At 33.1% G+C, this 12180-nt stretch carries 12 protein-coding genes; 4 read left to right on the plus strand and 8 right to left on the minus strand.

Translation table 11 applies throughout. From position 1 onward, the window contains the following. The first annotated feature begins 2 nt into the window (after nt 1-2). On the plus strand, nt 3-2606 hold the full coding sequence (locus tag GSY47_RS16900; protein ID WP_179001511.1) for an AsmA-like C-terminal region-containing protein: 2604 nt from the start codon (nt 3-5) through the stop codon (nt 2604-2606). A 97-nt stretch (nt 2607-2703) separates the two neighbouring features. Here GSY47_RS16900 and GSY47_RS16905 read toward each other — a convergent pair whose 3' ends face one another. After that, complete coding sequence (locus tag GSY47_RS16905) at nt 2704-3750, minus strand: glycosyltransferase family 9 protein (protein WP_179001513.1); 1047 nt, start codon at nt 3748-3750, stop codon at nt 2704-2706. A gap of 165 nt (nt 3751-3915) precedes the next feature. Beyond that, complete coding sequence (locus tag GSY47_RS16910; RefSeq protein ID WP_179001515.1) at nt 3916-4710, minus strand: DUF2797 domain-containing protein; 795 nt, start codon at nt 4708-4710, stop codon at nt 3916-3918. Between the two features lie 240 nt (nt 4711-4950). On the opposite strand from GSY47_RS16910, the gene GSY47_RS16915 reads away from it, so the two are divergent. Both GSY47_RS16915 and GSY47_RS16920 read left to right on the plus strand, forming a co-directional pair. Beyond that, nucleotides 4951-6474 (plus strand): GH3 auxin-responsive promoter family protein, encoded by a 1524-nt coding sequence (locus tag GSY47_RS16915; protein WP_109191868.1) that lies wholly within the window; start codon nt 4951-4953, stop codon nt 6472-6474. A gap of 32 nt (nt 6475-6506) precedes the next feature. Continuing rightward, nucleotides 6507-6746, plus strand: a complete 240-nt coding sequence (locus GSY47_RS16920; protein ID WP_179001517.1) for a redox-active disulfide protein 2 — start codon at nt 6507-6509, stop codon at nt 6744-6746. Nucleotides 6747-7216: 470 nt separating this feature from the next. On the opposite strand, the gene serB is transcribed toward GSY47_RS16920, so the two are convergent. From serB to GSY47_RS16950, 6 genes are all read right to left on the minus strand, one after another. Next, on the minus strand, nt 7217-8446 hold the full coding sequence (gene serB, locus GSY47_RS16925) for a phosphoserine phosphatase SerB (RefSeq protein WP_179001519.1): 1230 nt from the start codon (nt 8444-8446) through the stop codon (nt 7217-7219). Between the two features lie 157 nt (nt 8447-8603). Beyond that, nucleotides 8604-9038 carry a VOC family protein gene (locus tag GSY47_RS16930; protein ID WP_179001521.1) on the minus strand — a complete coding sequence of 145 codons (435 nt, stop codon included), beginning with the start codon at nt 9036-9038 and terminating at the stop codon, nt 8604-8606. A gap of 93 nt (nt 9039-9131) precedes the next feature. After that, entirely contained in the window at nt 9132-9569 is a 438-nt protein-coding gene (locus tag GSY47_RS16935; protein ID WP_179001523.1) for an SRPBCC family protein, read from the minus strand. Between the two features lies 1 nt (nt 9570). Further along, a complete protein-coding gene (locus GSY47_RS16940) occupies nt 9571-9981 on the minus strand; it encodes a VOC family protein (protein ID WP_179001525.1) in 411 nt (136 codons plus the stop codon). Nucleotides 9982-10100: 119 nt separating this feature from the next. Then, nucleotides 10101-10505, minus strand: coding sequence for an SRPBCC family protein (locus GSY47_RS16945; RefSeq protein ID WP_179001527.1), 405 nt, complete (start codon nt 10503-10505; stop codon nt 10101-10103). A 36-nt stretch (nt 10506-10541) separates the two neighbouring features. Beyond that, nucleotides 10542-10952: a VOC family protein gene (locus GSY47_RS16950; protein ID WP_091492436.1), complete on the minus strand. Its 411-nt coding sequence runs from the start codon at nt 10950-10952 to the stop codon at nt 10542-10544. A gap of 141 nt (nt 10953-11093) precedes the next feature. Between GSY47_RS16950 and GSY47_RS16955 the strand changes: the two genes are divergently transcribed. Beyond that, complete coding sequence (locus tag GSY47_RS16955) at nt 11094-12059, plus strand: GlxA family transcriptional regulator (RefSeq protein WP_179001529.1); 966 nt, start codon at nt 11094-11096, stop codon at nt 12057-12059. The last annotated feature ends 121 nt before the right edge of the window (nt 12060-12180 follow it).

Consider the following 12180-nt stretch of genomic DNA (forward strand, 5'->3'; position numbering starts at 1 on the left):
ATATGCTAAAGAAAGTTTTAAAAATAAGTGCCATTGTTATAGTGGTATTTGTTGCTGCATTATTTGCCATTCCGTATTTCTTTAAAGATCAGATTAAAGCCAAAATTGCCGAAGCTATTAACGAAAGCGTCGATGCCAAAGTAAGCTTTAAAGATGCCGATTTAAGTTTATTCAAAAATTTCCCGAATGCAACTGTCGGAATTGAAAAACTGGTTATTATCAACAAAGCACCTTTTGAAGGAGATACTCTGGTTTCTTTGGGAGAATTAAATTTAAAAATGAGTGTTAAAGAACTTTTCAAAGGAAAAGATGAGCCTTTGAGCATTCAGGGAATTAGTTCTACAAACGGATTAATAAATATTATCTTCAATAAAGATGGCGTTGGAAACTTCGACATTGCTTTGAAAGATCAAAAAGAAGATAAAAAAGACGAAGCAAGCAAACCGCTTTCTTTAAAGATTCAAAACTATAAAATTGAAAACTTTACTTTTAGATATATCGATCAAGGCTCTAAAATTAAAATGGTAATTGACAGTTTAAATCACGAAGGAACTGGAGACTTTACCAATTCAAAATTAGATTTAACTACAAAATCTACTGCTAAAGTTTCCTTAGACATGGATAAGATGAATTACATGAAAAATGTAAAACTGACTTTAGATGCGGTTCTTGGAATTGATTTAGACCAAAGTAAATATACTTTTAAAGAAAATAAAGCTTTAATTAATCAATTGCCTTTGGAATTTGATGGATTCATTCAAATGGCTGAAAACAAACAGATTTATGATCTGAAGTTTAAAACTCCTACTTCATCATTTACCAATTTCCTTGGTTTAATTCCGTCTGCTTATGCTTCAAGTTTAGATGGTGTAAAAACTACCGGAGATTTTACTGTAAACGGTTTTGCTAAAGGAGAATTAACAGAAACAACTGTTCCTAAATTCAATATTGAAATCGCTTCTAACAATGCTTCTTTCCAATATCCTAACTTACCAAAATCGGTTCAGAATATTGTAATTGATACTAAAATTATCAACGAGACAGGAATTCTAAATGATACTTACGTCAACTTAGACAAACTTTCTTTCAGAATTGATCAAGATGTTTTTAACGCTAAAGCAAATATTAAAAACATAACTGTAAACCCAATTGTAGATGCGGCTTTGAAAGGAACAATCAATTTGGCTAATCTTTCTAAAGCATATCCAATTAAAATGGACAAACCTCTTGCAGGTATTTTAAAAGCAGATGTGACGACTAATTTTGATATGGCTTCTGTAGAAAAAAGCCAATATGAAAACATCAAAAATGCGGGTACAATGAGTTTATCAGGATTTAAATATACTGATGAAAACAATAAATCGATGAACATCAGCACGGCATTAGTAGAGTTTAATCCGAGCAAAATCAACTTGAAACAATTTGATGCTACAACTGGAAAAAGTGATATTAGCATTAATGGAGTTTTGGAGAATTTCTACGGTTTTATGTTTAAAAAACAAGAATTGAAAGGAAACTTCAATATGAGTTCGAATCAATTGGCTGTTGATGATTTTATGACTGCCGGCGAACCTGCAAAAGAAGAAACCAAAACTGCAGCAAAACCAGCTGAAGCAATGAAGATTCCAGCGTTCTTGAATTGTACTTTAAATGCAAAAGCGACAACGGTTTTATATGACAATTTAAAACTAAAAGACGTTTCTGGGAAACTGTTTATTAAAGATGAAAAAGCAACATTAGAAAACTTTAAAACAAGTATTTTCGGAGGAACAATTGGTTTAACAGGTGCTGTTTCTACAAAAGAAAAAGTTCCAACATTTGATATGAATCTTGGTTTTAATCAAGTGGATATTGCGCAGACTTTTACACAGTTGGATATGATGAAAAAAATTGCTCCAATTGCTGGAATTATCAACGGAAAATTAAATTCGACTATTAAATTGAACGGTAATTTAGATGCAAAAGAATTGACTCCTGATTTAAAATCAATTTCTGGTGATTTATTAGGACAGTTATTATCTACTACGGTAAATGCTAATAATTCTACGCTTTTAAATTCATTAAGTTCAAATGTTAAGTTTCTTAATTTAAACAACTTGAATTTGAATGACTTAAAAATGGCTTTGACTTTTGACAACGGAAAAGTAAATGTAAAACCATTTGACATTAAATATCAAGATATTAAAGCTACAATTGGAGGAACTCACGGTTTTGATCAAACGATGAATTACACGATTAAATTTGATGTTCCAGCTAAATATTTAGGAACTGAAGCTAATAATTTGATTGCTAAATTATCTCCTGCTGATGCTGCAAAACTGGATAATATTCCAATCAACGCTTCTTTAACTGGTAATTTTTCGAATCCAAAAATCAGTACGGATATGAAAACAGCTGTTACCAATTTAACTACGCAATTGGTAAATCAGCAAAAAGAAAAATTGACTCAAAAAGGAACTGCGGCTCTTACAGATTTGATCAACAAAAACACCAAAGCCAAAGATACGACGCAAGCTGCTAAAACAGAAAAAGAGCAAAAAACACAAGAAGTTACAAAGAAAGCCAACGACTTGCTGAATGGTCTTTTTAAGAAAAAGAATCCGTAATTTTTAAGATACTAAGATGCTAAGGCAATAAGATTCTAAGTTTTTACCATAAAAAAATCCTGTTCTTCGAACAGGATTTTCTTTTTATCATTTAATTCTATTTGTTTAGAATCTTATTTATCGCTTTAATAAAATCTGGAACTCCAAGAACACTTGTATCTAAACCTACACTTCCATTTCCATAAGGCTCATATTTTTTCAAGTTTGAAACCGAAAAAAGACCAATTGTCGGCGCTTTTGAAGCGCTTGACAAATGCATAATGCCACTGTCTGCTCCTACAAATACATCTACATTTGCCAAAACAGAACCAATTTCGCGGACATCTTTACTGTAAAAAGTAGGCGCTTCAAAATTGATTTGAGAAACATTTTCTACTGGTAAAACTTCAAAAATATTCTCGTTTGGGTATTCTTTTTTTAGTGCTGCATAAAATTCTCCCCACCATTCAGGATTATAACATTTTTCGCCTGTGGCAAAAGTAAAAATGGCAATAGTTCTTTTATTAGGATCAATAATTTTATCTAAAATCTGCTTACCGTTTGCAATTTCAGTTTCAGATAATTTTAAATCTATTAGCGCTATTGATTCATTTTTATCTTCTATCCCAATCTGGCTTAAAAAGTACCGAAAATTATATACCGGATATTTCGCAATATGTTCGTAATCGTCATACTCCAGAGTAACATTTTCAGGAAGATTTCCAAAAAACTTGTATTTAGCGTTTGAAAATTTTACTGCTAGTCTTCCAGATGAAGAATTTTGATCGACATTGATGACCATGTCGTAATTCTGTTTTTTTATTAAAGTCCAAACCTTAAAGTATTTTACTAATTCTTTAAAAGGCTTCTTAGGAAGAGGAATAATTTTATCTACAACCTCATAATTTTCAAAAACAATTGGCGCAACAAAACCTTTTACAAACACATCGATTTTACAATCTGGAAATGTTTTGGCTACTTCTTCAACTAATGGAGTAATTAAAAGCATATTCCCTAATCGGCCATTTGGTCTACATATTAAGACTTTTTTAATCTTACTATTATCAATAGATCCAGTATTACTGACATTAGAATTGCCGATATTCTTCGTCAGATTGCGCATTAAAGAACGCCTAAAAGCATTAACTTTTTTTAAGTTACTCATGTGGTATTTGTTTGAGGTATTTGTTTTTGAAAATTAAACTTGCTTCAACAATTCAAAGCTATAACTATTCATCAACTAATTAACACAAAACCACAAAATAAATTGTAAATTTTAAATTAAAATAACTTAAAATCAAAAAAACATAACAATTTCATAATAAAAACCCTATACGTTTATTGTCACAACGTATCCTTCTGAACCTCTTACATTAAATACTGTTCCGTTTTCAAACAATAAATACTGTCCTTTAATTCCGGTTAATTTACCACTAAATGATGGCGTTTTATCCAAATTTAAACTGTTTACTTTTGCAGGATAACTCAAAACTGGATATTGCAATTCGTATAAATCATTTTTTTGTGAGTAAAAGTATTCTTTAACCTCAGCAGGAATTAAACTTTCAATCTTTTCTTTTTCTGCCACCAAATCAAAAGCCATAATGTCGTTTTGCAGCATTTTTCTCCAGTTGGTTTTATCTGTATAATGATCTTTTAGCGCCACCTCTGTAATTCCTGCCAAATATCGATTTGGAACCTCAACCACTGCAATCGCCTGCGAAGCGCCTTGATCAATCCAGCGCGTCGGAACTTGAGTTTTACGGGTTACGCCAACTTTAATTTCACAAGCAGCTGCCAAATACACAATATGTGGCTGCAACTGCACTTTTGATTCATACTCTAAATCTCGGTCTGCAATTCCCAAGTGTGCTGTACTTAATTCTGGTCTCATAATCCAATCCCCAACTGCAGGACTAGAGTAAAAACAATCGTAACAAAAACCTTGTCGATATATTTTTTTCTTTTTACCGCAATTCAAACATTGAAATCCAACAAAATTGATTTCGATTTCTTTATCCAGTAATTGATTCACGTTTAGAAAACTATCTTCAAAAACTAAATAATATTGAATTGGACTTCCCAATTCAGTTTGCATTTTTGTCAGGACACCTTGATATTGCATTCGTCTTTTATTTATATTGCTGATTTAGATTGATCAAAAAGAATTAAAGTTTTTAGTGTTAAAATTCGACCTAATTAGTAGAATCTTTGTCTCAAATCGAATTGTTTTTTACAAAAAAATACTATTTTTGATATGACGGCAAAGTTACTATTTGTCTCTCGATATTCAAATTTTAAGTTTTTAGTTTTACATGGATTGTGAGATTTAAAACCTGAAATCAGTAATTTAAAAATCAAATTCATGCCTTTATCCATAATCAATTCGTTTGCCTCTTGGGTTCTTAAACAAAGGATTCATCAAATAGAGCTTTTTTTAAAATATCCAAATGAAGTTCAGGAAGAATTATTGCATAATTTAATCACGGCATCCGAAAATACGGTTATTGGAAAAAAATATGAATTTTCGACAATTAGCTCTTATCAAACCTTTGCCGAAAGAGTTCCTATTGCCACTTACGAAGAATTACAGCCTCTTATCGAACGTACCCGTTTAGGCGAACAAAACGTTTTTTGGGAGACGCCTATTAAATGGTTTGCCAAATCCAGTGGTACCACAAACGCTAAGAGTAAATTTATTCCTGTGAGTAATGAAGCTTTGGAAGACTGCCACTATAAAGGCAGTAAAGATTTGTTATGTCTTTATTTGAACAATAACGAAGATTCTGAGCTATTTTTAGGAAAAAGTCTTCGCTTGGGTGGAAGCTCTCAGATTTATGAAAACAACAATACGTTCTTTGGAGACTTATCGGCTATTTTGATTGAAAACATGCCAATCTGGGCCGAATTCAGCAGTACACCGAGCAGTAAAACTTCTTTGATGAGCGAGTGGGAAACTAAAATTGCTGCTATTATCAACGAAACTAAAAATGAAAACGTAACCAGTTTTGCCGGAGTTCCTTCCTGGATGTTGGTTTTAATGAATAAAGTTTTAGAAAATACCGGAAAACAAAGTTTATTAGAACTCTGGCCAAATCTTGAAGTATATTTTCATGGAGGTGTGAGTTTTTCTCCTTACAAAGAGCAATACAAGAAAATTTTACCAAGTAAAGATTTCAAATACTATGAAATTTATAATGCTTCTGAAGGCTTTTTCGCTATTCAGGATTTGAACAATTCCAGCGATTTATTATTGATGCTGGATTACGGAATTTTCTACGAATTTATTCCAATGGATACTTTTGGAACTCCAAATCAAAAAGTGGTTCGTTTAGCAGATGTTGAATTGAATAAAAATTATGCGATTGTCATTACTACCAATTCAGGCTTGTGGCGTTATTTAATTGGCGATACGGTTCGTTTTACTTCATTGAATCCGTATCGAATTAGAGTTACGGGAAGAACCAAACATCATATTAATGTTTTTGGGGAAGAATTAATGGTCGAAAATACCGATCAGGCGATTGCAAAAGCGTGTCAGGTAACGCAAACGGAAGTTATCGATTATACGGTTGCTCCTATTTTTATGCAGGACAAAGAAAAAGGCGCTCACGAATGGATGATCGAATTCAAGAAAAAACCGGCTGATGTTGGCCTTTTCCAAAAAGTTCTGGATGAAACCTTACAGACTTTAAACTCCGATTACGAAGCGAAACGCTACAATAATATGACTTTGAATCCGCTGGTGATTAATGTTGCCAGAGAAAATCTTTTTTATGACTGGCTCAAAGAAAGAGACAAACTTGGCGGACAGCATAAAATTCCAAGACTTTCTAACCAAAGAGATTATTTGGAACAATTGAAAGAGATGCAACCAACCAAAATATAAATTTTACCCAAATCCGAACAAAACCAACCAAAATGAAAAAGAAGTTCAACGAAATGACTAGTGAAGAACTAGTTAAAACTCAGAAATCATTAAAAACGGTGACCTATTTATTTGGTGTCATTTTACTTCTTTTATTTGGTCTTAACATCTTTCTGATTGCAAATAAAGGTTTTAGCGCTTCGAATGTTATTCCAATTGCATTGCTTCCTATTTTTATTTTGAATATGAATACTTTAAAAGAGATTAAGAAGGAATTGGAGTCTAGAAATTAGCAGTTACAACTTCTTAAAAATAATATTCTTGAATTGCCACTAACTTTAGTTAGTGGTTAAAAGAATGCAAACTACTTATAGGCTTTAGCAGAATTTTTAAGCTGTGTGTTCATTTTGCTAAAGCCTGTTTCTATCTTTATTCTTTTATTCCTCCAGCTAAAGCAGGAGGCAATTCAACTGAAAATCTTACTTTTATTTTAAAAACGATAATTCCACTAAACTGCATGAGGGATAGCAGTGGAAATCCTTTTTGTCTCGTTTTTTTTTAACGAGACAAAAAGATTGTAACGAATAGCCCGACCCGCCTTTTTCTGGCGGGACATGCCCAAATAAAAAACCTCAGTTCTTTATTGAAAAGACTGAGGTTTTGTTTTTTTTTAAGCTAAGTATGTGTCATTTCGACGTAAGGAGAAATGACAAAAATGCGTTGTCAAGCTGGCATTTGGGTTTCACTTAGGGTGACAATTGTATTACATCATATCAATATATCTATCGTGGTATCCTAAAAGGTATAAAACACCATCCAATCCTAAACTTGAGATTGAGGTTGAGGCGCTTTCTTTTACTTTTGGTTTGGCGTGGAAAGCAATTCCGAGACCAGCTAAATTCAGCATTGGTAAATCGTTTGCTCCATCACCAACTGCAATGGTTTGATTGATATGAATACCTTCTTTTTCGGCTATTGCTTTTAAATATTCTGCTTTTTTCTGGCCGTCGACGATATCACCGATATATTTACCCGTTAGTTTTCCGTCTTTTATTTCTAATTGATTCGCATGAACGTAATCTATTCCTAGTTCTTTTTGAAGGTATTCTCCGAAATAAGTAAATCCTCCTGAAAGAATAGCTGTTTTGTAACCGTAATATTTTAGAGCTTTCATCAAACGATGTGCTCCTTGTGTGATTGGCAGATTAATAGCAACGTTTTGTAAAACTTCTTCGCTCAAACCTTCTAAAAGAGCCATACGTTTCTTAAAACTTTCGTTGAAATCAATTTCTCCATTCATAGCCGATTCTGTGATGGCGCGAACCTGATCTCCTACTCCATTTAGTTCTGCCAATTCATCGATTACCTCGGTTTGGATTAATGTCGAATCCATATCGAAGCAAACTAAACGGCGGTTTCTTCTGTAAATATTATCTTCCTGGAATGAAATATCGACATTAAGTGTTCTGGAAATTTCCATAAAACTTGCCGTCATGATAATTTTGTTCACAATTTCTCCCGTTACAGATAATTGAATACATGAACGAGGATATTGCTCTTTTTCGACAATAGAAGTTCTTCCTGTTAATCGGATAATCGAATCGATATTCAGGTTTTGATCTGACATAATTTTGGTAACAGCAGCCAATTGTGAAGCAGCGAGTTTTTCGCCCAAAATATTGATAATATAACGTTGTTTCGATTGTGATTTTACCCACTTTTCGTAATCGTCTATAGAAATTGGAATAAATTTTACTTTGATTTCCAGTTCGTAGGCTTTGAACAAAAGATCTTTTAAAACTGGTGCAGACGAAGATCCTGCCGCAATTTCGAATAAAATCCCTAAAGAAAGTGTATCGTGAATATCGGCTTGGCCAATATCCAAAATATTTGCATCATACGCCGCCAATACAGCTGTTAAACCTGCTGTAACTCCAATTTTATCATGTCCAGAAACTTTTAATAAAATTATCTCTTTATCTTCTGTCGCCATTTTATCTTTATTGATTTTGAAGCGACAAAAATCGGCAATCTATAGTTGATAAAAAAGAATAATGATTGTTTTTTTGAAACGAAAAAGCACATTTTCATGTGCTTTTTCAAGTAATTTAACAATTATGCTCTACTATTAAAATAACGTAACTTTAAAATTATTTCATTGGTTCATTTTTATCAAAACTTACCATCCAGTTTACTCCAAATTTGTCTTTAAACATTCCAAAATAAGATCCCCAGAAAGTGTCGTCCATTGCCATTTCTACTTTTCCTCCAGCTGAAAGTCCGTTAAAGATTTTATCTGCCTCTTCTCTACTTTCTGTGTTAATGGAAATAGAAAAATTATCCCCAAAACCTACATCACCATATCTTGGATGACTGTCGCTTCCCATTAAAATTGTATTTCCAATTGGAAGTGAAACATGCATAATTCTATTCAGAGCTTCCTCTGAAAGTACTTCGCCTTCTTCTGCTGGAGCATCTTTATATTTTCCTATATATGGAAAATCTCCCCCAAATACCGACTTGTAAAAAAGGAACGCTGCCTCGCAAGTCCCATTAAACATTAAATATGGATTTATTGCTGCCATGATGTTTTATATTTTTAATGTTAATTGTTTGTTGTTTACAAAAAATAATTCTTAATTCTATTCTCTTTGTTCTATCTTCTTTATTCCATTTTCTCACCCTTCAGATAACTTCTTAATAATTTCTAAGGCTTTAGGAAAAGCATCTTTAAAATAGTCAATATGCTGTTCAATTACATCAACTTCGACATGAAGATCAACAATATCTCCTTTTTGATCTAACCTATAAGTTTCCATTGAACCATACCACTCATTAGTTTTATTATCGATAGGCAATTCCTTAAAATCTTTGATTTCTCCTAAATGTTTAAAAGCCATATATTCATTCGGAATTTTCTTTTCAATAATACTATTCATTCCGCCACCGCCTGGACCTAGAAAATAAATTTTATCCCCTTCGTTCCAATTCGATTCGGCGTAACTTCCTTCGGCAAAAACGTTTGTCCATTTTCTGTACGTTTCGTCATCCCATAAGACCTTCCAAATTTTTTCTTTAGAAGCCTTTATATCGATATTAAATATTAATTTTTCCATCTCAATTTGGTAATTTACTAAAGTCCATAAATAAAACATTCCAGCGATGACCATCTAAATCGGCAAAACCACAGCCGTACATCCAACCTTGACTTTCTGCTGGAGGAGCAAAAACAGTTCCGCCGGCTTCTGCTGCTTTTTTAGCAAGTTCATCTACTTCTTCCCTGCTTTCTGCATCAATCGAAATCAAAACTTCTGAACCAGATTTCGTGTCAACAACTCCATTTTGAGAAAAACTAGAAAACAACATTTCTTCAAAAAGCATTACTACAAAATTATTTTCGCCCACAACCATACAAGTCGAACTTGGCGTATCGTGTTGTTCATTAAACGAAAATCCAATTTTCCAGAAAAAATCTTTCGCTTTTGCTACATCCTTCACAGGCAGGTTTAACCATATTTGTTTTGTCATCTTTTTTGTTTTTTTGAGTTAGTTAGATAGTTATTCGTTTTTTAAACCATATAAGAGAAATAAGTTATTTTAAGTTACTCTGCACCTTTGAGACTTTGTCACTTTGAACCTGTAAAAAATCAATTGCTTTCTGCGTAATTTTTAAAATTATCCAAAATAGCCTGCCAGCCAGCACGTTGCATTTCTTCCGGATTTTGTGATTCTGGATCAAAACTTTCAACAATTTCAACCCCGTCTGCTGTTTCGGTAAAAATAATTTCGACCTTTCTTCCATCTCCCATCACATACGAAAGTGCTTCATTTGGTTTAACCAAAGTAAATTCTCCTCCAAAATCGAAACTCATGCTTCCATCCTTTGCAGCCATAGTCGATTTGAATTTTCCTCCTTCTCTCAAATCCGCTTCTGCATAAGGTGTGTGCCAATCCGGAGAAGCAAAGCTCCATTTTGTAATATGTTCTGGTGTGTTCCAAAAATTCCACACTTTATCAAGAGATGCATTAACGGTATTTTTTATTGTTATCATATTATATGTTTTATATAGTTCACTCTTATTTATTTTCTACATCTCATTTGGAATCTGACTTTCATCCATATAAAAAACTTCCCAATGGTGTCCATCTACATCCAGAAAAGTTCTCTGATACATCCATCCATAATCCTTTGCTTCAATATAGTCTGTTCCTCCCGCTTTAATAGCTTTTTGTATTGTTTCATCTACTTTTTCACGCGAGTCCAGCGAAATCGAAATCAAAACTTCGCTTGCTTTCGAAGCGTCACAAATCTGCTTCTTGGTAAAAGTTTTATAAAACTCTTCTACCAAAAGCATCACAAATATATTTTCGTCAATAACAATGCAAGCGCCCTTTTCGTTAGTGAATTTTGGATTGGTCGAAAAGCCAAGTTCATTATAAAAAGCCACTGCTTTGTTTAAATCTTTTACGGCAAGATTTAAGAAGATTTTTGTTTTCATCTTTATAAAATTACGAATTAATTAAAACAAATTTAATTTTTTAAGATTAGTTTAAAATGTCAATAGAAGTCATTTTTAGGGGCATTTAAGACAAAATGCGTATTTTTGTTTGAAACTGAATTTCTTAAAACCACAAACCTCATGAGCAAGAAATTAGGATTAATCGTCCCTCACGACTATAAATTATTAAGTATTGCTGCCATTCTGGAAGTATTTGAAACAGCAAATAAATTGAGTCCACCTTCCGAAAAACCATTCGAAATCATGATTTTTCAATCCAAAGAACAACCAGATCAGGGAAATTTATTTGGATATGAAAGTCATTCTATTGAAACCTCAGAGATTAACCTAGACCTCATTTTGATTCCAGCCTTCACGACTGACAATATGAGCGAGATGATAAAAAAGAACCGAAACTTCATTCCATGGCTGCAAAAACAGCATCGAGCTGGAACGGAATTAGCAAGTTTTTGTACAGGAGCATTTTTATTTGCTGCTTCTGGTTTATTAAACGAAAAACTGGCAACTACGCATGTCGATGCCTGCAGTGCTTTTACAAAAGCTTTTCCAATGGTAAAACTCAAACCAGACGAAACCTTAACTGCCGACGGTAGTCTATACACAAGCGGTGGTTCAACCTCAACTTTTCATTTATTGATTCTTTTGATTCAGAAATTCTGTGGCAACGAAATGGCCGTCAAAATTGCCAAGATATTTTCTATTGATTTAAATCGATACAAACAAAGTTATTTCAGTACTTTCAGACCTAATCATTTACACAATGACACTTTGGTTGCCATGTTACAGCAAAAAATAGAAAGTCAGTATCACACTATCGAAAAACTGGAAGAAATTACCAAAGATATTCCAACAAGTGCCCGAAACATGACACGTCGCTTTAAACAGGTTACGGGAATTCCGCCAATTGAATATCTGCAGAATATAAGAGTAGAAAGCTCGAAGAAATATCTAGAACAAACCCAGCTTTCTATTTCAGAAATTATTGAAAAAACAGGTTATAATGATCCAAAAGCTTTTAGGAAAGTATTTTTTAAAATGGTCGGTATGAAACCTATTGAATATCGAGAGAAATTTAGAGTGCAGTAATTTTCAGGAGCAGATCGATTCGTTTTCAAAAGAACCGTTATTCCTGCTCTCCACTATATCTTTTGTTGTCTCGTTAGAAAAAAACGAGACAACAAAAGGATGCCGTTTCGATCAGGGCTAT

The organism is Flavobacterium quisquiliarum (assembly GCF_019308285.1).
GTDB classification, from domain to species: domain Bacteria; phylum Bacteroidota; class Bacteroidia; order Flavobacteriales; family Flavobacteriaceae; genus Flavobacterium; species Flavobacterium quisquiliarum.

What these genes read in the sequence shown, in the direction of transcription:
- GSY47_RS16905 (WP_179001513.1), bottom strand. Translation starts at nt 3,750, where the DNA reads ATGAGTAACTTAAAAAAAGTTAATGCTTTTAGGCGTTCTTTAATGCGC.
- GSY47_RS16915 (WP_109191868.1), top strand. Translation starts at nt 4,951, where the DNA reads ATGCCTTTATCCATAATCAATTCGTTTGCCTCTTGGGTTCTTAAACAA.
- GSY47_RS16955 (WP_179001529.1), top strand. Translation starts at nt 11,094, where the DNA reads ATGAGCAAGAAATTAGGATTAATCGTCCCTCACGACTATAAATTATTA.
- GSY47_RS16920 (WP_179001517.1), top strand. Translation starts at nt 6,507, where the DNA reads ATGAAAAAGAAGTTCAACGAAATGACTAGTGAAGAACTAGTTAAAACT.
- GSY47_RS16940 (WP_179001525.1), bottom strand. Translation starts at nt 9,981, where the DNA reads ATGACAAAACAAATATGGTTAAACCTGCCTGTGAAGGATGTAGCAAAA.
- GSY47_RS16910 (WP_179001515.1), bottom strand. Translation starts at nt 4,710, where the DNA reads ATGCAATATCAAGGTGTCCTGACAAAAATGCAAACTGAATTGGGAAGT.
- GSY47_RS16935 (WP_179001523.1), bottom strand. Translation starts at nt 9,569, where the DNA reads ATGGAAAAATTAATATTTAATATCGATATAAAGGCTTCTAAAGAAAAA.
- GSY47_RS16900 (WP_179001511.1), top strand. Translation starts at nt 3, where the DNA reads ATGCTAAAGAAAGTTTTAAAAATAAGTGCCATTGTTATAGTGGTATTT.
- GSY47_RS16930 (WP_179001521.1), bottom strand. Translation starts at nt 9,038, where the DNA reads ATGGCAGCAATAAATCCATATTTAATGTTTAATGGGACTTGCGAGGCA.
- GSY47_RS16950 (WP_091492436.1), bottom strand. Translation starts at nt 10,952, where the DNA reads ATGAAAACAAAAATCTTCTTAAATCTTGCCGTAAAAGATTTAAACAAA.
- GSY47_RS16945 (WP_179001527.1), bottom strand. Translation starts at nt 10,505, where the DNA reads ATGATAACAATAAAAAATACCGTTAATGCATCTCTTGATAAAGTGTGG.
- serB (WP_179001519.1), bottom strand. Translation starts at nt 8,446, where the DNA reads ATGGCGACAGAAGATAAAGAGATAATTTTATTAAAAGTTTCTGGACAT.